At 61.3% G+C, this 24122-nt stretch carries 17 protein-coding genes; 2 read left to right on the forward strand and 15 right to left on the reverse strand.

The window, feature by feature from the left end; all coding sequences use genetic code 11:
* Position 1: 1 nt before the first annotated feature.
* From addB to ACLBWT_RS02390, 4 genes are all read right to left on the reverse strand, one after another.
* On the reverse strand, positions 2–3622 hold the full coding sequence (addB, locus tag ACLBWT_RS02375; protein ID WP_447661468.1) for a helicase-exonuclease AddAB subunit AddB: 3621 nt from the start codon (positions 3620–3622) through the stop codon (positions 2–4).
* Positions 3623–3682: 60 nt separating this feature from the next.
* Positions 3683–6775, reverse strand: a complete 3093-nt coding sequence (locus ACLBWT_RS02380) for an AAA family ATPase (RefSeq protein ID WP_447661469.1) — start codon at positions 6773–6775, stop codon at positions 3683–3685.
* Positions 6772–7944: an exonuclease SbcCD subunit D gene (locus ACLBWT_RS02385; protein WP_447661470.1), complete on the reverse strand. Its 1173-nt coding sequence runs from the start codon at positions 7942–7944 to the stop codon at positions 6772–6774. The genes ACLBWT_RS02380 and ACLBWT_RS02385 overlap by 4 nt, the downstream gene beginning before the upstream one ends.
* Before the next feature lie 531 nt (positions 7945–8475).
* Positions 8476–9897 (reverse strand): class I SAM-dependent rRNA methyltransferase, encoded by a 1422-nt coding sequence (locus tag ACLBWT_RS02390; protein WP_447661472.1) that lies wholly within the window; start codon positions 9895–9897, stop codon positions 8476–8478.
* 461 nt (positions 9898–10358) lie between these two features.
* Here ACLBWT_RS02390 and ACLBWT_RS02395 point away from each other — a divergent pair, with 461 nt between their 5' ends.
* On the forward strand, positions 10359–11345 hold the full coding sequence (locus tag ACLBWT_RS02395; RefSeq protein WP_447661474.1) for a Na/Pi cotransporter family protein: 987 nt from the start codon (positions 10359–10361) through the stop codon (positions 11343–11345).
* 45 nt (positions 11346–11390) lie between these two features.
* On the opposite strand, the gene ACLBWT_RS02400 is transcribed toward ACLBWT_RS02395, so the two are convergent.
* The 5 genes from ACLBWT_RS02400 to prmA form a co-directional block, all read right to left on the reverse strand.
* On the reverse strand, positions 11391–11834 hold the full coding sequence (locus ACLBWT_RS02400; protein WP_447661475.1) for an NUDIX hydrolase: 444 nt from the start codon (positions 11832–11834) through the stop codon (positions 11391–11393).
* Between the two features lie 63 nt (positions 11835–11897).
* Entirely contained in the window at positions 11898–13253 is a 1356-nt protein-coding gene (mtaB, locus tag ACLBWT_RS02405; protein WP_076356874.1) for a tRNA (N(6)-L-threonylcarbamoyladenosine(37)-C(2))-methylthiotransferase MtaB, read from the reverse strand.
* Positions 13254–13258: 5 nt separating this feature from the next.
* A complete protein-coding gene (locus tag ACLBWT_RS02410; protein ID WP_447661476.1) occupies positions 13259–14044 on the reverse strand; it encodes an RsmE family RNA methyltransferase in 786 nt (261 codons plus the stop codon).
* Positions 14045–14178: 134 nt separating this feature from the next.
* Complete coding sequence (locus tag ACLBWT_RS02415) at positions 14179–14859, reverse strand: site-2 protease family protein (protein ID WP_447661477.1); 681 nt, start codon at positions 14857–14859, stop codon at positions 14179–14181.
* Positions 14860–14862: 3 nt separating this feature from the next.
* On the reverse strand, positions 14863–15921 hold the full coding sequence (prmA, locus tag ACLBWT_RS02420; protein ID WP_447661478.1) for a 50S ribosomal protein L11 methyltransferase: 1059 nt from the start codon (positions 15919–15921) through the stop codon (positions 14863–14865).
* A 117-nt stretch (positions 15922–16038) separates the two neighbouring features.
* On the opposite strand from prmA, the gene ACLBWT_RS02425 reads away from it, so the two are divergent.
* Positions 16039–17259 carry a cytochrome P450 gene (locus ACLBWT_RS02425; protein WP_447661479.1) on the forward strand — a complete coding sequence of 407 codons (1221 nt, stop codon included), beginning with the start codon at positions 16039–16041 and terminating at the stop codon, positions 17257–17259.
* A 190-nt stretch (positions 17260–17449) separates the two neighbouring features.
* Here ACLBWT_RS02425 and ACLBWT_RS02430 read toward each other — a convergent pair whose 3' ends face one another.
* The 6 genes from ACLBWT_RS02430 to ACLBWT_RS02455 form a co-directional block, all read right to left on the reverse strand.
* Complete coding sequence (locus tag ACLBWT_RS02430; protein ID WP_447661480.1) at positions 17450–17635, reverse strand: hypothetical protein; 186 nt, start codon at positions 17633–17635, stop codon at positions 17450–17452.
* 191 nt (positions 17636–17826) lie between these two features.
* Positions 17827–18966 (reverse strand): molecular chaperone DnaJ, encoded by a 1140-nt coding sequence (gene dnaJ / locus ACLBWT_RS02435; RefSeq protein WP_447661482.1) that lies wholly within the window; start codon positions 18964–18966, stop codon positions 17827–17829.
* A gap of 384 nt (positions 18967–19350) precedes the next feature.
* Positions 19351–21192 (reverse strand): molecular chaperone DnaK, encoded by a 1842-nt coding sequence (dnaK, locus tag ACLBWT_RS02440; protein WP_447661483.1) that lies wholly within the window; start codon positions 21190–21192, stop codon positions 19351–19353.
* A gap of 90 nt (positions 21193–21282) precedes the next feature.
* Positions 21283–21831 carry a nucleotide exchange factor GrpE gene (grpE, locus tag ACLBWT_RS02445; protein ID WP_447661679.1) on the reverse strand — a complete coding sequence of 183 codons (549 nt, stop codon included), beginning with the start codon at positions 21829–21831 and terminating at the stop codon, positions 21283–21285.
* A 157-nt stretch (positions 21832–21988) separates the two neighbouring features.
* Positions 21989–23017 carry a heat-inducible transcriptional repressor HrcA gene (gene hrcA, locus ACLBWT_RS02450; RefSeq protein WP_447661484.1) on the reverse strand — a complete coding sequence of 343 codons (1029 nt, stop codon included), beginning with the start codon at positions 23015–23017 and terminating at the stop codon, positions 21989–21991.
* Positions 23018–23159: 142 nt separating this feature from the next.
* Complete coding sequence (locus tag ACLBWT_RS02455) at positions 23160–23993, reverse strand: sugar phosphate isomerase/epimerase family protein (RefSeq protein ID WP_447661485.1); 834 nt, start codon at positions 23991–23993, stop codon at positions 23160–23162.
* Positions 23994–24122 lie beyond the last annotated feature (129 nt).

Genomic DNA, 24122 nt, shown 5'->3' on the forward strand with positions numbered 1-24122 from the left:
TTCAACTCCTCCTTCCTTCTCCATCTTCATCCCGATCCGCCGTTCCTTTCAAAGGGATCATATCCCCGGATGCGGGATCCATATCCCGAGATGCCGGATTCATATCCGCAGCGCAAGCCGGCTCTGCCTGGGCTTCCGCCAGCTCCTCCAGTGACCGCCACACCTCTTCCTTGCCCGGAGTACCGAGCTTCAGATACTCGTTGGACTCGTTGAGCGGATCGAACTGGCATACAGGCCGGTACGAGCAGAATTGGCAAGGCGTCTTGGAACCGAGGCGATAAGGGCGGATGGCGATCTCGCCGTCCTTGACCGACTGTCCGATCGTCGCGATCGTGCGCCGAACCGAAGAGCGCAGCAGCTCCCACTGCCTTCCCGACGCCAGCGCCGAATCGCTGAGGAAGGTCCCGTCTTTCTTGAAGCCGGCAGGAAGCAGGTCGGAGCGTCCTTCCATCGCCCCGTCCATCATGCGAACCGTGTCCGCGTCGTCGAGCAGCAGACCGCGCATCTTGAAGCGCTTGAGCAGCATCGCCGCCGCTTCGTCCGGCTCGAGCCCAGACGGAACGCTGAGCACGGGATTATGAACGTGGAAATAAAGAACGCCTGCAGGCTGGGCAGTGGACCCCAGCCATTTCTCGGCATGCGTGAGCAGCACATCCAAATAGGTAAGCATCTGCAGCGAAAGGCCGTGCGAAACTTCCTCGAGGCGAAGCTGAGTCGCGCTGGATTTGTAGTCCAGCACGCGCAGCAGCAAGCCTTTTTCGGATTTGGCGGCGTCAACCCGGTCGATCCTGCCGATGATCCGGATGCTGCCGCCGTCCGGCAGCTCGATATCGAGAGGCGGCAGCGTGCCGTCCGGACCGAAGTCCACTTCCAGCCCGACAGGCTGGAACTCCGCCCTGCGCGCATGCTCTCCCAGCACGACGGCGGCTCGGCTGACGATGTCCTTCAGCTTGCCGGCGATGTACCGGTAGCGTCCGCTGCTGAGCAGAATCTCCGATTGCAGGCGGGGCGACAGCTCCTCGACGACCCGGCCGGATATCGCCTTGATCTCCTCGCTCCCCGCTCTGCCCCAGCCTTCGCCCAGCTCCGTGGCGACTCGGCTGAGCGCCGCATGGAACAGCTGGCCCATATCGGGCGCCTGAAGCTTGTACAGCTTGCGCTCCTTGAGCCCGAGGCCGTGGATGGCGAAATGCTGGAACGGGCAGGAGACGAACCGCTCCATCCGAGTTACGCTCGCCGTCAGCCGGCTTCCATACAGCCTGTCCGCGGTCCGCTTGGTCAGCGCCGCCTCCTGATTGGCGTATTGCAAGGAATCCAGCATCGCCTGCAGCCGGGACTGCCACTGCGGCCGGACAGCGAACCAATTGTACGCATCCCGCCACAAGCCGGGCAGCTCTCCGCCTTGCATCCAGGAACGGATTCTCGGCATCAGGTAGGAGAGCGTGCGCTGCGGCAGCTCCATATATTCGAGCAGCTCCCGCTCTCCCTCGTCCTTCTCCGGATAGGCCGACGCAGGACGGGATTCCAGCCAAGGATACAGCTTTCTTAAATGCCGGACATATTCGGAAGGATAGAGGCCTTTGCCTTCCTCGTCGGCGAGCGGCCAGCTGACCCAAAGCCCTTCCGAAGGAGACAGGAACGCCCTGTAGATCAAATATCGTTCATCGAGCAGCTTCCTTCTCATGCCGGGAGCCATCTCGAGCCCCAGGCCGCCGAGCGATTCCCGCTCCCTTTCGGTCAGCACGCCGTCTTCCTGCATGCGCATCGGCAGCACGCCGTCGCTGGCGCCGAGCACGAAGCTGAAGCGGACATCTCCCGTCCGCGTCCGGTCCATCGTGCCGACGACGACCTGGTCAAGGGAAGGCGGCACGGCGGACAGCTTGAGGCTCTCCAGCCCCGTCTCGACCATGCCGGCGAACAAGTCCGCCGGCACTTCCTCTTCTCCAGCCATCTCCACCAGCTGGTCCAGCAAGCTCATGACGCCGTCCCACAGCTGACGGTGGATGCGGGCGTGGCCCGGCCTTCCTTGGGCCAGATCGCTCTCGCTGCGCCGCTCCAGCCTGGATGCGGCTCCAGAACGGTCCAGGAAATCGAACAGGGCCTCGCACATGCCCCGGATCGTCCCGGCCTTGGCGATGGCCCTCTCGAGCCTCGCCAGCGGAGAGACAAGCTCCTTGCGCGCCTTCAGCAGATCCTCGAACTCCGCCAGCCTGCGGGCATCCGCCTCCGCCGGCTCGTCCTCCACTCCGCCGCGCAGGAGCGGTTTCCAGCTCTTGGGGCTTTTCCACTGCCGTCCCTCGATGCCTGCGGCAAGAACGTAGTTTTCCAGCCGGTCGTAGCGCTCGCGGTCCATCCTGCCGTCCTCGGGAAAAAGCATCTCCGTCTTGACGCAGCGGAAGACCGCTTCATGCTTCCAGCCGTATAGGACCGTCTCCAGAGCGGAGCGAATGAATTCGGACAATGGATGATGCAGGACGTCCTTGCTCTGGTCCATGAAGAATGGAATGCCGTAATCCGTAAATACGTTATGGATGGCATCGTTGTATTCCGCGCTTTGCCGCACGATGACAGCCATTTCACGCCAGCGCGCGCCCTTCTCCCGCGTCAGCCGGAGCATCTGCCTGGCGGCCGCTTCGACTTCCGCCCTGCGGTTCGCGGCGGCCGTCAGGAGGACGCCTTCCGCCGGCTCGGCCGAGGCCGGATTCGGCATCGGGCTCCACCAGCCGAAGCTCTTCTCCAGATGAGCCAGCATGCCTCCCCGCGCATATCGCGGCGGCGCATCGGCAGGCAATGCGACTGCCGGATCAACCGGAACCGACAGCTCCTCGCTCAAGGCGCGAAGCCGGATATACGTATCCGCAGCCGGATGGAAGAGATCGAGCTCATGCGGTCGGACGCCGTCGTCATAGGGCTTGTCCAGGCAAAGAGTCACCGTCACCTGCTCCGCATGCTTCAGCATGGATCCGAGAGCAGACAGCTCATTCGGCGTAAACCCGTTGAAGCCGTCCACCCAGATGCGCGCTCCCAGCAGAGAGCCGCAGTCTCCGAATCCTTCCGCGAGATGGACCAGGTGATCCTCGTCGTCCATGTACAGGCCGGCAAGCTCCCCGTCCAAGGCGCCGTAAATCAGGGACAAATCATGCAGCTTGCGCGAGAGCAGCGATGCAGGTCCGCTTCCCGGCTCGTCCCCCAGCCTCGCCTTGATGTCGGCCGGACCGATTCCGTACCGCTTCCACTCCGTCAGCAGCTCGCCGAGCTTGCCGATGAAGCCTTGCTGGTCCGCACCGCCCCGGAACAGCAGCAGGTCGGAGGACAATCGATGGACGATTTTGTGGAGCAGCATGTTCTTGCCGTTCTCTCCGACAGGGATGATCGCCGCTCCTCCCGTCTCCTGCATGACGCGCAGCGCCAGCCTGCGGAAGCTGAGCACCTGGGCTCGCAGGCTCGAAGTAATCGAACCGCTGCCGAGCAGAGCATACTCCGTCTGGAATGTCGCTTGCTCCGGCGTCAGCAGGATAAGCGGCGGACCGCCGGGATCCTCGGCAAGCAGCGCCCGGATCTCGTCCAGGCAGGCCGAGGTTTTGCCGGTACCCGCTCTTCCTGTGATCATGCGAAGCCCCATGGGCCTAACCTCCTTGTATGGCTGTAATCGCGCCGGCAGCTATTGCCGCTGTAGTCTTAGCTATTTGAGCACCAGCCTCGTCCGGCTGTGCCCTTCCTTCGTCTTGCTTACTTCCAGCACGGCCGGGAATGCGTCCTTGAGCTCCTGGACGTGGGAGATGACGCCGATCATCCTGCCCGCCCGCTGCAGGTCCGCCAGAGCTGCGATCGCCCTTCCGAGCGATTCCTCGTCCAGCGAGCCGAAGCCTTCGTCGATGAACATCATCTCGATGGAGACCCCTCCCTGATGAGCCTGGATGACATCCGTCATGCCGAGAGCGAGCGCCAGGGAGGCGTTGAACTTCTCGCCGCCCGAGAGGGATTTCACATCCCGGTTCTGGCCTGTGTAGCTGTCGTAGACGTCGAGGCCGAGGCCGCTCTGGCGCCCTCTCGCCTCAAGCCGCCCGCTGCGCTCCAGCATGAACTGTCCGCTCGACAGCACCCGCAGCCGCTCGTTGGCGGCATACAGGATCTGCTCCAGAAACTCGATGAGGATATACCGTTCGAAGGACATCTTCAGCGTATTGTCGCCTTTGAGCATCTCGTGCAGATCGGCCACTTCCTCCAGCGCCCGCTCCGAATCCTCGAATCGGAGCGAAGCCTCGCCGACCGCCGCCTTGAGAGAGGCGGCGGTCTCCGCGAGCTGCCTGCAGCGGCGCCAGCGGTTGTCGGCCTCCTCGCGGACCGCCTTGAGACGATCCGCTTCGGCGGCCAGCTCCGCCGCATCGCCGCGGACGCATCCGTCGAGCTCCTTGCGCAGCTCGGCGGCAAGCCGCCGCTGCGCGGCAAGCTCCGACCGGTACGCTTCCAGCACACGGACTCCCTGCTTGCGGATCTCCTCGTCCAGCCTTGCCTCCAGGTACTCGGCTCCGGAAGCGAAGCCCGCCGCTTCCAGCTCGAGGCGCAGTCTCTCCGCGGCGTCTTTGCCGGCTGCGGCCGCTTCTTCTGCCTGCACGGCCAGCTGCTCCATACGGGCGCGCGCCTCGGCAAGCCGGGACGAGCCTCCCGCCAGCCGCTCCCGCGCCGCCTTCAGCAAGCTGTCCATCCTGGCGCAGCGCGCCTCCAGCTCGGCCGCCATCTTCTCGAGCGCCGCCGCGTCGCGCAGCGGCTCCGGCACGGCTTCGAGCTCCGCGTCCAGGCGGGAGCTCCGGGCGGCTATGTCCAGCGCCAGCGGCTGCAGCGTCAGCAGCAGCTTTTCCCTGGCTGTTTGCAGCTCTTCCAGTCGACGGTCGAGGGCAGCGAGCGCTTCACGAAGCTCTTGCCGCTGCGTCTGCAGCGATGCCAGCCTCTCGCATTCCGCCTTGAGGGCAAGCCCCTCGGCCAGAGCCTCCTTCAGCTGCAGGTCGAGCCGGTCATGGCCGATTCCGAACGCATCCGCCTGATGCCAAGCTTCTTGGCCGCGGCCTCGGGCTGCTGCCGCTTGCGCGGCTGCGGCGCTGAGCTCCCTCTCCACATGGAGCAGCCGCTCCTTGGCTTCCTGCAGCTGTTCGCGGCTCACGCCGCCGTCTGCGGCGGAAGCGGGCGCGGGATGCTCCGCGCTGCCGCATACCGGGCATGGCCGCCCGTCATGCAGATGCGCCGCAAGCCTGCCCGCCTGCCCTTCGATCCAGCGCTGCTCTATTTCCTCCGCATCGAGCCGCAGGCGCTTCGCGGCCGATTCCTGGTCCGCCTGCTGTCGCTCCAGCTCGGCTGCGAGCCGCTCGGTATCGGCCATCAGCTTCAGCAGCTTGTATTTTTCCTGCATGAAAGAGCGCCGCTCCTGCATCTGAGGCAGACGCTCCGTCTCAAGCTCCAGCGCGCTCATCCGGTCGGCCTGCGCGCGGCGCCGGATGCGCTCCTGCTCCAGCTCGGAGGCAAGCCTCTCCGCCTCGCGTCCAAGCCTTGCCTCCTCCGCGCGCTGCTTCGCCAGCTCCGCCTGCCGCTCGCCGAGCGTGCGCACCGCCGGCAGCAGCTCGCGCAGCTTCTGCAGCTCCATCGCCGCCTTGCGCCGCTCGGGCTCGCGCGCCTCCTCGGCCTCGGCCGCCTCCGCCGCGGCCCTATGCTCCGCTTCCGCGGCTGCGGCTGCGGCGGAAGCGTCGGCACGCCTCCGCTCCACGGCCTCCGCCTCGGCAGCCGCACGCCGCGACTGCTCCTCGTACGGCGCCAGCCGAGCCGCTCTCTCCGCCCGCTCCAGCTTCGCCTCGAGCTCCGCCATCTCGCCGCCGCGGCCTTCCAGCTTCGCCGCCGTCCCCTCGGCCGCCTCCAGCTCGTCCAGCCTCGCATTCAGGCGGGACGCCTCCGCGAGCTTCGTCCGCTGCGCTTCATAAGCGGCTTCCGCATCCAGCCGGTCACGCTCCAGCCCCGTTGCCAGGCTGCCGAAATAAACGGCTTCCTCCTCGAGCCCTTCCATCAGGCGCGAAGGAGCCGCATGCTCTTGCGCAAGCAGCTCTTCCAGCCGGCTTCCTGCCCGGACAGGGAGACTGGCCCGCACCTGCTCGCTCATATACAGCAGCCGCTGCCGGTTGTCCTTGGCCGCTTCCCGCAGCTCGCGGCTGCGCCTCGCGAAGCTTTCCTCCAGGCTGCGGTAAAGCCCCGTCTGGAACAGGCGGCGCAAAATTTCTTCCTTGTTCTCGGTATCGGAGGTCAGCAGCTTGCGGAACTCCCCTTGCGGCAGCATGACGATCTGGATGAACTGGTCGCGGCTGAGGCCAACGATCTCCTCCAGCTTGGCGTCGACCTCCTTGATATGGAAGCGGTCCGTCAAAGGCGCCTCGCCCTCGGCGGTAAGCTCGTACAGCTCCGCCTTGCCGCCCGTCTCGCTCTTGTTGCCGGCCTTGCGATGAGGCATCTGCCGGAATACCCGGTACTTCCGGCCTCTTGCGGCAAATACGAGCTCCACCGACGTCGGCGTATCGTCTCCCGCGAAATGGCTCCGCAGCATCCGCGCCTCCGCCCGGTCCTCGCCGCTGGCGGTGCCGTAGAGCGCATAACAGACCGCGTCGAACACGGTCGTCTTGCCCGCTCCGGTCTGTCCGGAGATGACGAACAAACCCCGCTCGTGCAGCGGCTCGAAATCAATCGCCTCCCCGTTCCGGTAAGGCCCGAAAGCCGTCAATACCAGTCTGATCGGCCTCATCGACCCGCCCCCTCTTCTTGAAGCACTTCAGCATAGACCCTTCCGAACAGCTCTCTTTTTTCCTTGCTGAGCTCGGAGCCTTTCACTTCGCGATAAAATGCATCGAACAGATCGACGGGATCGCGGTCGCGGCGGGCTTTGGCCCCTTCAGGTCCAGCCCCCGGCTCCGGCGGCAGCATGCCTGCGGCCGGCCTCCTCTCGACATGGAGAGCGTTCGGGTATACCGAGCGGACCTTCTCCATCGGGAAAAGCACCGGATTCTCGTCCAGCAGCGTGACGAACACATAATCCTCGCTGGGCTCGTGTCCGTGCTCGATCTCGCGGATCGGAGCGGCGACTCGGCGCATGTCCCTGCGGGCAAGCAGCGGCCGGAAGCTGGCGGAAGCCTGTCCCGCTCCATCGAGCTCGACGAGGAAAAAGCCTTTGCGGTGATGCTCCTCGGAAACCGAGTATTTGAGCGGCGAACCCGCGTAGCGGACATTCTCCCTTTCCACCCAGTGGGCCTGATGCAAATGCCCGAGCGCCGTATAATGAAAAGGACGGAAATATTCCGCCTTCACATGCTCCGCTCCCCCGATCGAGAGCGGACGCTCGGATTCGCTCGTGTTGACCTCCGGCACGCCGCCGGGAGTGACGAACGCATGGCCGACCATTACGTGGCGAGCCGAAGGGTCCATTCCGGCCGCGATGCGGTCCGCGATCGCCTTCATGGCGTCGTCGTGGGTGCGGATGTCTTCGTTGCCGAAGGCATGGCGCACCATCGCGGGATCAGCGTATGGAACCAGATGGAAATGGACCTCGCCATGCTCGTCGGACAGGACGACGGGCTCGCTGTCTGCCTTCAGCGCCCCGGCCAGATGCAAGCCCCGGCGAGACATCATGCGGGTGCCGAAGCTGATCCGGTCCGGACTGTCATGATTGCCGGAGATGGCGAGCACGGGCGTGTCCAGTTCGATGACGATGCGGTAAAGCGTCTCGTCGAGCAGCTCCACCGCCTCGGTAGGCGGCACGGCGCGGTCGTACAGATCGCCGGCGATGACGACGGCATCCGGCCGCTCCTCTTCCACCGCGCGCACAAGCTGCTCGAGAACATGCCGCTGGTCCTCCGTCATATAGACCCCTTGCACGAGCTTGCCGAGATGCCAGTCTGCCGTATGTAGGAATTTCACAGCTTACCGCTTCCTTTCTATGTCGCGAACGTCGGGCGATCCGGCCGTGCCCGCGCCTTCGGATTCTATGACTCTATCAATGAACATATGTTCTTATACAGTAGCATTAGCCATCCTCGATGACAACCCCTGCGGAAGCTGCAAATGTACCCATCCAGTCCGATCCTGGCATCTCGACGTCACGAGTCGTGCTTCATGTGCCGCAGCTGAGCCGAACGATCATGCGAAACGGTCCAATGGCGCCTTTCCAATGCAGGACAGACTCCGCAAAAACGGTCGATACCCTGACGCTCCATTCATTAGGCAGCCGCTCCAAGCTTCTTTCTTATTTCCTAGCAGCTCCAATCGCCGCATCCGCTCGTCAACGCTCTCCGATCGATTCGACCACCCGATCCATTGCGCAAAAAAAAGCGGCACCAGCGGCGCCGCCTCCCTGAAAAATTCAAACCTCGTTGATCGCATGCCCCGAAAGCAAGCTTTGGATCTCGATGAGCAAGACCTGCAAATTGCATACCTCGATGATCCCAAGAGCTACAAGCTATGGACCTCGAAGATCGCAAACTTCAAGTAATGCCCTTCCGCTACGCCGAGCAGCTGCGGATGGTCTTTGCCGGCCGCGCGCCATTCCACCAGCTTGAGCGACTTGCCCGCATCCGCCGCCGCTTCGAGAATCGTCTCCAGGAACAGCTCAGGCTTCATATGGTAGGAGCAGCTGGCCGTGACGAGGTACCCGCCCTCGTTGACGAGCTTCATGCCGTGCAGGTTGATGTCCTTGTAGCCGCGGCAAGCGCCTTCGACCGCGCCCTTCGTCTTGGCGAACGCCGGAGGATCGAGCACGACCACGTCCCAGGTGCGGCCTTCCCCGCCCAGCTTCTTGGACGTGTCCACGGTCTTCGCTCCGGATGCTCGCGCCGTCCGTTCCTCCAGCCCCTTCACCTGTTGGCGCAAATACTGGAAGGCGTCGTCGACGACGAATTCAACCCGGTCGGAGAAATGATTCCGTTCCACGTTGCGCTTGGCCGTATCGATCGCATGCTCGGAGACGTCCAGGCAGGTGACTTTTTTCGCCCCGTATTTGCAGGCATGCAGCGTGAAGCTGCCGGTATGGGCAAAACATTCCAGCACGGTCGCCCCGTCCCAGAGCGGGTAGGTGACGACTTTGCCGCTTTTGTTGACCGGAACGAGCACAGACCCTGATTCGGAAACAGAAGCATCGGACTTCGGAGCCACGAGGCGCCAATCCTCCGGCAGCTCATCCGCTTGACGCGGCTCGAGAGTGATGCCGCTGCGCTTGCCCCAGCCTTTCATGAGAGGTTCGATGGCAGCCCGGTTCTCCCGCTGATCGTAGAAATAGCCCGTCTTCTGGCCCTGGGCGATATCGACTTCCATGGCAAGGCCGTTCTCCGTGATCTCCACGATGGAAGGGCAATCGCCGTAAAGGACGCCCGTCCGCTCCTCCAAGCCTTCGAGGCGCCGCACGCCGACGTCGCTCCGCTCATAGATGCCTCGCGGACTGAATACTTCGACGAGCGCGGCGACGATGGCGTCGCGCTTCAGATCCAGCCCGAGCGTCAGGATCTGGACGACGAGAACGTCCGCGAACCGGTCCACGACCAGGCCGGGCACATAGTCGGCCTCTCCATAGACGAGACGGCAGTCCGCATCCGCAACGAAGCGCTCCCGGTACTCCTTGGCGCGGCTGAACTTCTCCGCAAAGAAAGCCTGGTCCAGCTCCTGCTCCGGCTGGCGGGATACGATTCTCACGCGGATCTGCGACTGGGGATTCCAATATCCCGAGGCGATATACCTGCCGTTCGAAGCATGCACGTCCACCATCGCTCCCGGCTCCGCCTCGCCCTCCATCCGCTCGACTTCTCCGGCGTAGATCCAGGGATGCCCCTGCTCCAGCCTTCTCGTTTTTTTCTTGACCAATATAGCCTTGGCTCTGCTCACGCTATCATCCTTCCATTGTTCAAGCTGACCGTCCCGGATCGGCCGCTTGTCATTCTTGTCCCCTGCGGATCATAGATTGAGATAGGAAAGTCCGGGCTTAAAGGCGCGCGTTTAAAGTTTTCAGAGAAAAACACTTCGCAAGCATGGAGGCCACTGAAAATTTGGGGCTGCAGACGAAAATCATTCTTCCGATCGCTGTTGTCCCCAGATTTCTCTGATTTCTGCCGCTTTTAGCGGTTGAAATCCGGGGACAAAGGCGACCACATCCGTTTCTCCAGAACGATTTCGCGCCTTACACTACTTTTCCAGTGGCCTCCAGGCATGTACTCTGCTTCTCCGGCTTCATTCCATCTAGTCCGCCAGCTTTTTCATTTCTAGAATTCATCGACTATCTGCCCGGCCAACGGCAGCCGCTGGTCCAGGAGCTTCCCGGAATCGCCGTACAAAAGGAGACCTTCTTTATGCTCACTGCCATTGTGCTTCCGGCCGCATTCGGCTTCGCCGTCTTCATGCTCGGCATGAAGCTGATGGAAGCGGCGCTCCACCGCGCAGCCGGGCGCTGGCTCAACGCTGCGATCGAGCGCTTCACACGCACGCCTCTGCACGGCCTCCTGACCGGCGCCGCGGCAAGCGCGGTGCTGCAGAGCAGCACGGCCGTCACCGTCATCGCCATCGGCATGGTCAACGCCGGCGTCATGGCCTTTCCCCGTACGATCGGGATCGTGCTGGGCACCAATATCGGCACCTGCCTGACGACCGAGCTGATCGGCCTCGATCTGGACCGGCTTGCCGGACCGCTGCTGCTGCTCTCCCTCGCCGGATGGCTGCTGACCGCCCTGCTCGGCGAAATGAGCTCGTCGGCCGGGCTTCGCAGGCAGCGCTGGCTTCGCCCGCTGCGCAGCGCTTCGCTCGTCTTGGGCGGATTCGCCCTCATTCTCTCCGGCATCGCAGTCATGAAATCGATCGGCGACGCCGTCCAGAACAGCCTGTTCTTCCACTGGTTCATGGACCGGTCAGGAGACAGCCTTCTCTGGGGACTGCTGGCAGGGGTAGCCTTGACCGCGGCCGTCCATAGCAGCGCCGCCGTCATCGGGATGGCGATGAGCCTCGCCGCATCGGGCGTGCTTCCCATGGAGCTGGGCGTCGCCATCGTGCTCGGCGCCAACGTCGGCACCTGCCTCACCGCCGTGCTCGCCTCCATCGGCGGCACCACGGCAGGGGCCAAGGTGGCCTGGTTCCACGTCGCGCTCAATGCCGGCGGAGCACTGCTGTTCCTGCCCTTCACGGGCTGGCTCGCCGCCGCCTCCGCCTGGTTCGGCGGCGGCCCCGCTTCGCAGCTCGCCCATGCGCAGACGCTGTTCAACGTCCTCTGCTCGCTGATCGTGCTGCCGCTCTGCTACATCCCGCGGCTCCGCATTCCGAACAAGAGCCCCGCCCCTAGAAATTAGGGACGGGGCTTCTTGCCTCTGCCTGTCTTGCCGCTTGAAAGCTGTCTAGCGATCCGCTTCTTCGGTGCTTAGACCGAGCAGACGGAGCGCGCCCGCGACGATCCGGTCGTTGTTGTCGTAGCCGGATTGGCGCTGCTTGCGCCATGCCTCCTCGGGCTCGAACCAGTCGACGCCGCGTATTTCCTCCACCTGGGCATGAAGAGTACCGCCCGTCGCTTCCACGAGGTAATAGTGGACTTCCTTGTCCACGACGCCTTTCGTTTCGTGGCGGTACTGGTATTTGATCTGGGCGATCGGCTCGATGATGCGGCCTTCCATCCCCGTTTCTTCGACGATTTCGCGCAGGGCGGTTTGCTCCACCGTTTCTCCGGGCTCCATTTTCCCTTTGGGAAGGGAAACTTTGCCGTAACGGTCCTGGATCAGTTGAATTTGCAGCCCATTTTCCGGCGTCCGTCTGTACACGACCCCGCCTGCTGAAATTTCCTTCATGCGCTCCTTATCCTCCCGATAATGATTTCCGTTTTCCACGATGAGTCCGCCGCCGGAGCCTGGTCAGGCTCCGGCTTTTTCCGTCAGGCTCGGCGCTTCTTCCTGGACGCTGACAAGCACTCCGCGGCTCTCGTTGACTCCGGCTTCCGTGATCCGTACGCGGCAAAGCTTGCCGACAAGCGCCTCGGAACCTTCGAATACGACCTGGATGTAGTTGTCCGAGTATCCCATGATCAGTCCCGCTCCCGCCGAGCCTTTGTGCTCGCGCTCCGGAATGACTTCCAGAACGTGGCCGACGTACTTCTCCGCGTATGCCAGCTGAAGAGATTCCGACAAGTCGATCAGCTTATGTACGCGCTCGTTTTTGATTTCCTCGTCGACCTGGTCCTCCATGCGCGCGGCAGGAGTGCCGGTCCGTTTGGAATAAGGGAACACATGCATTTCGGAGAATCCAAGCTCTTTCATATAACGGTAGCCGGCTTCGAACTGCTCTTCGCTCTCGCCCGGGAACCCGACGATGACGTCCGTCGTGATCGCCACGCCCGGCATCGCTTCATGCAGGCGCTTGATCGTCGCCGCGAACTCCTCGGTCGTGTATTTGCGGCGCATGCGCTTCAGCACGATGTCGTCTCCGGCCTGCAGAGGAACATGGAGATGACGGCACATCTTGGAAGATTTGTTGAGCACCTCGATCATGTCCTCGTCGATCTGGCTGGCCTCGATCGAGCTGATGCGGATGCGCTCGAGACCGTCCACCTTGTCGAGATCCCATAGCAGGTCGGACAGCTTGTAGCTGTCCAGATCGTCGCCGTAGCCTCCGGTATGGATGCCGGTCAGGACGATCTCCTTGAAGCCGGACGCGACCAGGCTGCGGGCCTGCTCCACGACGCTCTTGGGATCGCGGCTGCGGGACAGCCCGCGCGACCAAGGGATGATGCAGAAGGTGCAGAAGTTGTTGCATCCTTCCTGGATTTTCAGGAACGCGCGGGTGCGGTCCGCGAAGTCGGGCACGTCCAGCTCCTCGAACTCGCGCGTCTTCATGATGTTGCGCACGGCGTTGACCGGCGTGCGCTCGTCCTGCACCTGGCGGATGTAATCCATCAGCTTGTCGCGATCCTGCGTTCCGATGACGAGATCCACGCCCGGAATATCCAGGATCTCGGCCGGGGATGTCTGCGCGTAGCAGCCGGTGACGGCAATGACCGCCTCGGGATTGCGGCGGATGGCGCGGCGGATGATCTGCCGGCTTTTCTTGTCCCCCGTGTTCGTCACATGGCAAGTATTGATGAGATATACGTCGGCCGTCGTCGTATCGAAGTCGACCTGCTCGTACCCTTCATTCTTGAACAGCTGCCAGATGGCTTCGGTATCGTAAAAGTTGACTTTGCAGCCCAAGGTGTAGAGTGCAACCGATGGCATCTTCTTCATCTTCCTCCCATTTCGCCGGATTCGTACATCAGGCAGGCCAAGCCTGCCAGAGGTGCCGTCTCCGCTCTTAAAATTCTGCGTCCGAGGCCTGCCGCCATCGCGCCGGCCGCTGCCGCCGCCTCCGCTTCGCGCGGGGAGAAGCCGCCTTCGGGCCCGACGACCAGCAGAAGCCGATGCGCCTTGTCCGCCGTCAGCCGGCCCGCCTCGCGGGCTTGCCTGATGCGGTCCGCAAGTCCGGTCAGCTCGCCCGGCTCATGTCCTTCCGCTTCATAGCAGAACAGCACGAGGTCATAGTCGGAAAAAGCCGCCAGCAGCTCTTTCCAGGCATGGACCTCATGGACGACCGGCAGCCGGCTGCGATGGGCTTGCTCCGCCGCTTCCTTGGCGATCTTGCCCCAGCGCTCCAGCCGCTTCGCTTCCTTGCGGGCGTCGTACTGGACGACCATCCGCTCGCACTGGAACGGGAGAAACCCGGCCGCGCCGATCTCCGTCCCCTTCTGGATGACAAGCTCCATCTTGTCGCCCTTCGGAAGGCCTTGGGCGACCGTGACCTGCCAGAGCGGCTCGCGGTCCATCGGAAGCCTTTCGGCGATGTCGCCTCTGACTATAGACGGATCGACATCCGTCAGGACGATGCGGGCTTCACGCTCCGCGCCGTCGCTGGCGATGATCTCGTCTCCCGGTTTCATCCGCATGACTCTCGCGATATGATGGGCGTCCTCGCCGCTTAGGGTGACGCCGTTGTCGCCGAACTGCTCCGGCGTTATAAAGTAACGCTGCATAGTAGGCCAAACTCCTGTTTTTAAAAGTCATCCTCCATCATACACGTTTTGAGTCGGGAAATCTATTCGGCCGCAGAGATCCCAGCCGCTCAGCGGCATAAAAAAGCCCGCGCCATGGAAGCGCGGACTTGAATTTATCCAAAGAACAAGGGCGTGAAGAGGCGAAGGAAAAACAAGTGCAGATCGCCGACCAGAGCCAGATAGGGACGGATGGTCGCATTGCTCAGCGCCGGAATGAACACGAGCAGCAGGAAAACCAGGACTCCCCACTGCGAATACTGATCCAGCAGAATCCGGGTGCGGCGAGGCAGCAGCTCGTACAGAATCCGGAAGCCGTCCAGCGGAGGCAGCGGAATCAGGTTGAACAGGAACAGCATGCCGTTCAGATAGATGAAATACTTGAAGAAAACGTTCAGGGCATCGATGTAGCGCAGAGGCGTGTCATTCAGAACGCCCGAGAAATTGAGAGCCGTCACGATGAAGACTCCGATCGCCATCAGCAGAAGGTTGCTGAGCGGTCCGACCAGGGAGACGACGATGCTCATCAGCCGCGGCCGCTTGAAGCGGGAGCTCATGACCGGCACCGGCTTGGCCCAGCCGAAGCCCGCGATCAGGATCAGGAACATGCCGAAAAAATCGATATGGGAAGCCGGATTGAGCGTAACCCGGCCCTGCTTGTAGGCGGTGTCGTCTCCGAATTTGTACGCCGAGTAGGCATGGGCGAACTCGTGGAGAGTGAAGGCGATGATCAGGACAAGCAGGACAAAGGGAAGCTCGGCGACAGGATAAGCGAGAAGGTTGTCCAACCCCTCCATGGCTTACCGCTCCCCTTCAGGCTTGGCGGCCACGAAGGCGATCCATTTGTCCTCGCGGACGCGGTCGACGATCTCGAAGCCGGATGCCAGAAGCCCGGCTTCGACGGCCTGCTCCTTGTTCTCGTATATGCCTGACGCGATATAGATGCCGCCCGGCTTCAGCGCCTCGTAGACATCATCGATGAACAGAAGGATGATCTCCGCGAGGATGTTGGCGACGATCAGATCGCAAGGCACCTCGACGCGCAGCGGGCCGGCCTGCTCCATCACTTCGGCCAGCTGCTCCCTAGCCTCGTCCTCGGCCGCGTTGGCGGTGCCGTTCCAGCCGGCGCCTTCTCCCGCGCTGCGGCTGATGACGCCGAGCAGGTCGCTTTGCAGCACCTGGATGACGTCGTCCATGCCGTTCAGACGGGCATTTTCCTTGGCGCTGGAGACAGCGACCGGATCGAGATCGACAGCCAGCACGCTGGATGCGCCCAGCAGGACAGCTCCGATGGCCAGAATGCCGGAGCCGGTGCCGACGTCGATGACTTCGTCTCCCTCGCGGATCGCCGATTCAAGCGCGCGCAGGCATAGGGAGGTCGTCGGATGGGTCCCGGTGCCGAACGCCATGCCGGGATCAAGCTCGATGATGCGCTCGTCCTCGGAACCCTCGTACGGCTCCCAGGTCGGCTTGATCGTCAGCCTTTCGGTGACCCGGATCGGCTTGAAATACTGCTTCCAGGCCGTCGCCCAGTCATCCTCGTCCACCGTGACGACCGTGATATCATATGTACCGGGATTGATGTCGTAGTCCTTCAGCTCCTCGATGCGGGGACGGATGGCGGCCACATGGGCGTCCATGTCCTCGTCTTCGCTGAAGTAGCCCTTGATGACGGCGTCTCCCTCGGGAATATCGTTGAGCGGCAGCTCGTACCATTGGCCGAACGACTCGTCGCGCCGCCTGTTCAGCGAGCCGGATTCTTCGATGGAAACTCCGCCTGCGCCCTGTTCATGCAAAAAGTTGGAAATCATCTCCACCGCTTCCTCGGTGGTCGATATCGTGAGTTCATGATATTTCATCTTCGCATAAGCCTCCTAACTTGCTATCCCGTCTATTCTACAACAGAAGCGATAGGCGGCACAAAACTTCCGACCCGGGAAAGACTGGACTTTCCGCCTGCTTGGATAAGGATTAAAATGGAAATCGGAGACGACTGCCAGAAGACGGAATCCAGCCTTGCAGCACCGGACAGACAATCATGCATCCCCAACGAGGTGAATACAGTGGAATGGAACGAACCGCAGCTGATCCCTTTGGACCGGTTCAGAGAGCTGAGACGCCGGTCTCCCGTGGAGCGTTTCGAAGGAGAGGGCTATACCGGCTGGAGGCTTTTCGGTTACGACGAGGTCAAGGCCGCCTTTACGGATTATGAGCGCTTCTCCTCCCAAGGGGAGCAAAACCCGGACGACCCGATCGATGCCAGCATTCTCAGGCAGGATCCGCCGAAGCATCGCCAGCTTCGGATGCTCGTGTCCAAAGCCTTCACGCCGCGTGTCATCGAATCGATGGAGCCCGCCATCCGCAAGCTCGCGGGAGAATTGTTCGACAAGGCGGCAGCCAAAGCCAGCTTCGATGTCCTGGAAGATCTGGCAAGCCCGCTGCCCATCTCCGTCATCGCCCGCATGCTGGGCATCCCGGAGGACGAACTGAGCCGCTTCAAGCAATGGTCGGAGGATCTGGTTGGAACGAACCAGGAGCGCTACGTCCAATGCCAGCGCGAGATGAGCCTTTACTTCTCGGCTGTCGCCGCCAAGCGCAGGCTGGAGCCGCGGGACGATCTCATCAGCAATCTCGTCAATGCCAAGGTAGACGGAGAGCAGCTGAGCGAGATCGAGCTGATCGGCTTCTGCATCCTGCTGCTCGTCGCCGGCAACGAGACGACGACCAACCTGATCACCTCGATCTTCCTGTGCCTCGACAGCCTGCCCGAAGTACGCGAGGAGCTGCTCGCCGACCGCACGCTCATTCCTTCCGCCATCGAAGAGGTGTTCCGGTACTTCTCGCCGGTGCAGATGATGTTCCGGACGGTGAAGCGGGATACCGAGCTCGGGGGCATGGCCATGAAAGCCGGCGATCCCGTCTTCCTCTACATTGCCTCGGCCAATCATGACGAGAAGACATTTCCGGAGCCGGAGCGCTTCGACATCCGCCGCTCTCCCAATGCCCATGTGGGGCTTGGCAGCGGCATCCACTACTGCCTTGGAGCCCAGCTCGCCCGGCTGGAATCCCGCATCGTCCTGGAAACCTTGCTGGAACGCTATCCCCGGTTCAGCCGCGACCGCTCCGTGACGCTGGAGCGGATCGAGAGCAACCTGATGTTCGGGCTTAGACGGCTTCCGGTCTTTTTGAACGGTTAGCCTCATCTTAAAAGGGACACGAAGGTGTGGTCATCATTGCCAGCAGACGGCGACAGATAGACGAACCGAGCGGCCTCAGGCTCATTCCGAACAGCCCGGAGGCCTCCTCCTCCGGGCTGTTTCTCATTTAAGACCGGCTGATTTCAAACTCGGGCACACCGGCATTTCCAATTCTCTTCCGGGCAGCGGATTATCCTTCCACCGTTCCTCCGGCTCCGGATATGACCGCCAGCGCCTGGGCGAAATAAGTATCGTCCACGACGGCCGTGAGCATTCCATCCTCTCCCGCGCGGATTTCCGCAGCTCGCAGCATTTCCAGCTTGCGGGAGGCTTCCCTGATTCCCTCCTGCGACGTAAAGGCAGCCTGAATTTCCATGATCTTGTTTTCCTCCCTGTGTCCTTCGTGTGAATGGCCTCTCCTAGGTTGCGCCTTTGCCATGGCGATATTCACCGGGTCGACCTCAATCCGCTTCATTTTTTACCGGTATTTGAAAGGCATTCAAATACGTTGATGGTACAAAAAAACGTGTCCATCCCGATGGGACCGACACGTTCAACTTTAATTTACTAATCGCCGCGGAAAGCCTTTTTCATCCGGTCGAAAATACTCTCGTGATGCTCCTGCTCCTGGCCCGGAGCCGAGGAGCCTCCCAAGCCGCCGAGCTGGCGAAGCAGATCCTTCTGCTCGTCGCTGAGGGCGGTCGGGGTGACGACCGTGACCTTGACATGCTGGTCGCCGTTGCCGTAGCCGCGCAGCTTCGGCACGCCTTTGCCCTTGAGGCGGAAGTACGTGCCCGTCTGAGTGCCGGCCGGAATCTTCAGCTTGACCTTTTCGGTCAGCGTCGGAATCTCGATCTCGTCGCCGAGAGCGGCTTGCGCGAACGTCAGCGGGATCTCGCAGTAGATGTCGTCGTTCTCGCGGTCGAAGAATTCATGCGGCTTGACGCGCAGCACGATGTACAGGTCGCCGTTCGGGCCGCCCTTCGTTCCGCCCTCGCCCTCGCCAGTCAGGCGGATTTGAGCGCCTTCGTCCACGCCCGCAGGAATCTTGACCGTGATTTTACGCTGCTTCTTGACTTTGCCGGCGCCATGGCAGGTACCGCATTTTTCCTTGATGATCTTGCCGGAGCCGCCGCAGTTCGTACAGGCGCGGCGGTTGACCATGCGTCCGAACGGCGTGTTCTGCACGACCTCCTGCTGGCCGCTGCCGCGGCAGACGGAGCAGGTTTCCGGCTTCGTTCCCGGCTTGGCGCCGGAGCCGTGGCATGTATCGCAATTTTCGGTCCGCGGAATGGTGATTTCGGTTTCCTTGCCGAATACCGCTTCCTTGAACTCGATCGTCATCGTGTACTGCAGGTCGTTGCCCCGCTGCGGCGCATTGGGATCGCGGCGGGCGCCTCCGCCGCCGAAGAACATGTCGAAGATGTCGCCGAAGCCGCCGCCTCCGAAGTCCTGCCCCGAGAAGCCGCCGCCTCCAAACTGGTTCGGGTCGACATGGCCGTACTGGTCGTACACCGAGCGCTTCTGGTCGTCGCTCAGCGTATCGTAGGCTTCCTTCACTTCCTTGAACTTGGCTTCCGCATCCGCTTCCTTGTTCACGTCGGGATGGTACTGCCTGGCCATCTTGCGGTAGGCCTTCTTGATGTCTTCGCCCGAGGCGCCTTTATCGACTCCAAGCACCTCGTAATAATCGCGTTTGTCCGCCAACCTCTCTCACCCCCATGAGATTTTATAGATATGCTCAAGCATGCTATAGTGCCTGTTCGATCTTCCAATCGCTGTTGAAGACAAATTTCTTTTTTTCACAATCCCTTAATAGGGTTGAAATTTGTCTTCAAAGGCGACCACGGACGTTTTTCCAGATTCGAACAGACCACTGCCGCATATTCCGCATCTAAAATCTTTCTTTCACCCTTGCTCAAACACGCAACAAACGGCTTGCCGCCCTCTCCCTCCCGGAGCCCCGGGCCGGGTGGCCGCAGGGCGCTGCTTGGAAAAAGGCGGAGCCGCTTGATGGATGGCTATTGTTATGGTAACGCGAATGGCTCCTTCAAGTCCACCCTCGCCATTCGCGTCGAGGAAGCACCTAGCTTACTTCTTGTCGTCGACGACTTCGTAGTCGGCATCCACGACGTTGTCCTTGCCGCCGCCGGCGGAAGCACCGCCCGCGTCTGCGCCAGTAGCGCCCTGCTCGGCTTGAGCCGCTTGCTCATAGAGCTTCACGGACAGCTGCTGAACGATTTCAGTCAGCTCCTCGGTCGCCTTCTGGATGGCTTCGAGATCCTCGCCGCCGACAGCCGCTTGGAGAGCTTCCTTCGCTTTGTTCGCTTTCTCGATCTCGCCCGCATCGACTTTGTCGCCCAGATCCTTAACCGTCTTGTCGACGGAGTAGATCAGCTGGTCGGCATTGTTTTTCGCTTCGACGAGCTCTTTGCGCTTGCGGTCTTCCTCGGCGTTCAGCTCGGCGTCCTTCATCATGCGCTCGACTTCCTCGTCGCTCAGGCCGCTCGAGGATGTGATCGTGATCTTCTGGCTCTTGCCCGTGCCTTTATCCAAGGCGCTGACGTTCACGATGCCGTTGGCGTCGATGTCGAAGGTGACTTCGATCTGCGGAATTCCGCGCGGAGCCGGAGGAATGTCTCCCAGCATGAAGCGTCCAAGCGTCTTGTTGCCCGAAGCCATGGAGCGCTCGCCTTGCAGAACGTGGATCTCGACGCTTGTCTGGTTGTCCGCATAGGTGGAGTACACCTGGGATTTGCTCGTAGGGATCGTCGTGTTGCGGTCGATCATTTTGGTGAACACGCCGCCAGCCGTCTCGATGCCGAGGGAGAGCGGAGTGACGTCGAGCAGCACGACATCCTTGACGTCGCCGGTCAGGACGCCTGCTTGCACGGCAGCGCCGAGAGCGACGACTTCATCCGGGTTGACGCCTTTATGCGGCTCTTTGCCGATCAGCTTCTTGATCGCTTCCTGCACGGCAGGAATGCGGGTGGAGCCGCCGACCAGGACGACCTTGCTGATCTCGCTCGCGGACAGGCCGGAGTCGCTCAGAGCTTGACGCGTAGGTCCGAGAGTGCGCTCGACGAGCGGAGCTGCGATCTCTTCGAATTTGGCGCGGGTCAGGCTCATCTCCAAATGCTGGGGAACGCCGTCTACCATCGTGATGAACGGCAGGCTGATCGTCGTCGTCAGGACGCCGGACAGCTCCTTTTTCGCTTTCTCGGCCGCATCCTTCAAGCGCTGGACGGCAGCTTTGTCTTTGGACAGGTCTGTTCCGTGCTCCTTCTTGAACTCCGATACGATATGGTCGATGATGACTTGGTCGAAGTCGTCGCCGCCGAGGTGGTTGTCGCCGCTTGTCGCTTTGACTTCGAAGAAGCCGTCGCCGAGCTCGAGGATGGAGACGTCGAACGTGCCGCCGCCAAGATCATAGACGAGAATCGTTTGATCTTCCGTTTTCTCGAGGCCGTAAGCCAGCGCCGCCGCTGTCGGCTCGTTGACGATGCGGAGCACTTCGAGGCCGGCGATTTTGCCTGCGTCCTTGGTCGCCTGGCGCTGGGAATCGTTGAAGTAGGCCGGTACGGTAATGACCGCTTGCGTCACGGCTTGGCCCAGGTAGGCTTCCGCATCGGATTTCAGCTTCTGCAGGATGATGGCCGAAATTTCTTGCGGCGTGAAGTCTTTGCCGTCCACTGTTTCCTTGTGGCTTGTTCCCATATGGCGCTTGATCGACATGATCGTGCGGTCCGGATTCGTGATCGCTTGGCGCTTGGCCGTTTCTCCGACGATGCGCTCGCCGTCCTTCTTGAAGCCGACGACCGATGGGGTCGTGCGGTTGCCTTCCGGATTCGGAATGACGACGGCTTCGCCGCCTTCCATTACCGCTACGCAGGAGTTCGTTGTTCCAAGGTCGATGCCGATTACTTTGCTCATGAGTATATCCTCCTTCGTTTTCATCCACATTTTATAAATGAAGTATAACCTCTGTATCTTAAAGGCAGCTTAACGCGTCAGGACGCCGGCTCAACCGCTGACCTTGACCATCGCCGGACGAAGCACCTTGTCCTTGAGGATATAGCCCTTCTGGACTTCCTCCACGACAATGCCTTCCTCATGTTCGTCCGACTCCACCTGCATGATCGCCTGATGGAACTCAGGGTTGAACGGGCTGCCTACCGCTTCCATCGCTTTGAGGCCTTCCTGTTCAAGGACGCCTTGCAGCTGGCGGAAAATCATGTCCACGCCTTTGGCAAGCGAATCGGAATCGCCGCTGCCGGCTGCGGCCGCAAGCGCGCGCTCGAAGTTGTCGACGACCGGCAGAAGCTGCGTCAGAAGCTTCGAGGAAGCGTACTGGGCTAGCTCTTCCTTCTCCTTCTGCGTGCGGCGGCGGAAATTATCGAAGTCCGCCTGCGCGCGCAGATAGCGCTGCTGATGCTCCTCCGCCTGCTTCGACAGCTCGTCGTAGCGCGAATCTCCTGCGGGAGCTTCGGCTTCCGCCGCGCCCTCTGCCGGAGCCGGCTCGCCTGCTGCTGCAGCCGATGCCTGCTCGGCCGTCTGCTGATCCGGGTTCATGATATCCCCTTCGTGATGCTGTTCCTGTTCATCTAGCGTATTCTTCTTGGATTCCAAGCATACTCACCTCCTGCAATAATCGCCGCTAGCGGCTTATGTACCGGGATCCCCCCCGGCCAACCCGCACCATGGCGGTGCGGGATCAAATGTCTCCGCTTCAGCGCGGCCCTCCACGCCCGATCATCAAATGCATGTTGCTGCTGAGCACTCCCAGAAGGCTGATTACCTTGCCATAGTCCATCCGGGTAGGGCCGAGAATGCCGATCGTGCCGAGCGAATGTCCATCGAGGGCATAAGTCGCCGTAATCAGGCTGCAGCTCGCTATCGCCTCATGGTCGTTCTCGGTTCCGATCCGCACCTGGATGCCTTCGGGCATGGACGAGAACAGCTTCATCATCGTCGGCGTCTCATCGAGCAGATCGAACAGTGTCTTGACCTTGTCGACATCCTTGAATTCCGGCTGCGTAAGAATATTGGTCGTTCCGGAGACGAACAGCCTGCCGTCCTGCTCCGGCCGCAGCGCCTGTTCAAGTATGCCCAGAAGGCCTTCGATCTGCTCGGCGTAACGACCCATTTCTTCCCCGGCTTCCGAGAACAGCCGCGACTTGAGCCGCAACAGAGGAACTCCGCTCAGCCTCTCGTTGAGGAAACGGACAGCCTTCTCCATGTCGCTCATGTCCAGATCGGCCGGAATCGTCACCGTGCGGTTCTCGACATGGCCGGTATCCGTGACGACGATCGCGACTGCCTTGTCTCCGCCAAGGGGAACAAGCTGGAAATGCTTGAGCGCCTGATTGACCGAGTCGGGTCCGAGCACGATCGAGGTGTAATTGGTCAGGTTCGAGATAATCATCGCGGCATGCTGGACGACTTGCTCCATCTCGATCATCCGGCTCGCAAAAAACGAACGCATCGTCTTGAGCTCGCTGTCCGTGACGCTGTCATGCTTCATTAAGTGATCGACGTAATACCGGTATCCCTGAATGGAAGGGATGCGTCCGGCTGATGTATGGGGCTGCTCCAGGAAGCCGAGCTCCTCCAGGTCCGCCATCTCGTTGCGGATGGTCGCAGGGCTGAACCCTACGTCTCCCCGCTTGGAGATGCTGCGGGAACCTACAGGCTCGGCAGACCGGATATAGTCATTGATGATGGCGCCAAGAATCAGCTGCTGTCGTTCGGTCAACATCCGCTTTCTCCTCCCGTGCGTTTCCATTTTCGGCCGGATTGCCGGTTCACCGTTAGCACTCCACCTTGATGAGTGCTAACATTTAATACAAAAATACCAAACCTACTCGACAATTGTCAAGTGATTTGGTATCTGTCCGGCTTCAGCCGGCCGCATAGGGCTCCACGATCCGGCGCACCCTTTCGATTCCGGCCCACATGTCCCCGGGACCGTCGTAGATGATGACGTAGGAGCCATCGTAACCCGAATTGCGGACAGCTTCCAAACAAAGGCGAAGCTCCTGCTCATCCGGGATGCCGTGCTCGTCGAACTCGGCCTTGGCATGAACGGACAAGCTTCTCGGCAGCGTCATCGCCAGCTCTTCGTACTTGGCCGCTCCCTTGAAATTGCCGAAATCCGTTATCATCGCCAGCGGCCTCTCCGTCCGCCCCAACAGCTTCAGGCAGCTGAGGCCGGTGGAGGTCAGAGGCTTGAAATTCTCTGTCACGATGCGCACTCCGCACTCCTGCGCATAGGCCGACAGCCTGTCCAGGCTCGCCGCGGAGCGTGCGAGAGCATCCTCATCCGTCGGCATCGCTTCTCCTGCAATGACCCGCACCTTCTTCGCTCCGGCAAGGGCGGCTGCATCGATCCAGGACGAGATGTATCGCTCGTCCGCCTCGACTCTGCGGAGATCCGGTGAAGTCAGATTTCCGTAATCCAGCAACAGCGTATCGAATGCGATTCCAGCATTCCGAAATGCGGCTCTAAGCTCGATCAGATAGTTCGGCTCCCTGGAAGGGAAGTGGAAGTGGCATACCTCGAGCGCCTGAAAGCCTTTCGCCGCCGCTGCAGCGGGCAGCTCCAGCAAGGTCAGCTCTTCCGGCTGCGGCTCCAGCGCCGTCCTGTGAACGCCATCTTCCTTGTCCCATATCGTCCAGCGAAGAGGACCGAGGAGCCGATGCAGGCTCCATGTGCTGACGGATAAATACGACATTTGGCAGCATCTCCTTTTGAGATAAGCATATGTTGAAGAAATCGCTTTCATGTCAGGCCGGATTAAGGCCCGAGGACTCACCTTCCATCTCTATATATCCGGACAATTCAGGCAGGCAGCGTGCCTAAA

The organism is Paenibacillus sp. D51F (assembly GCF_053345695.1).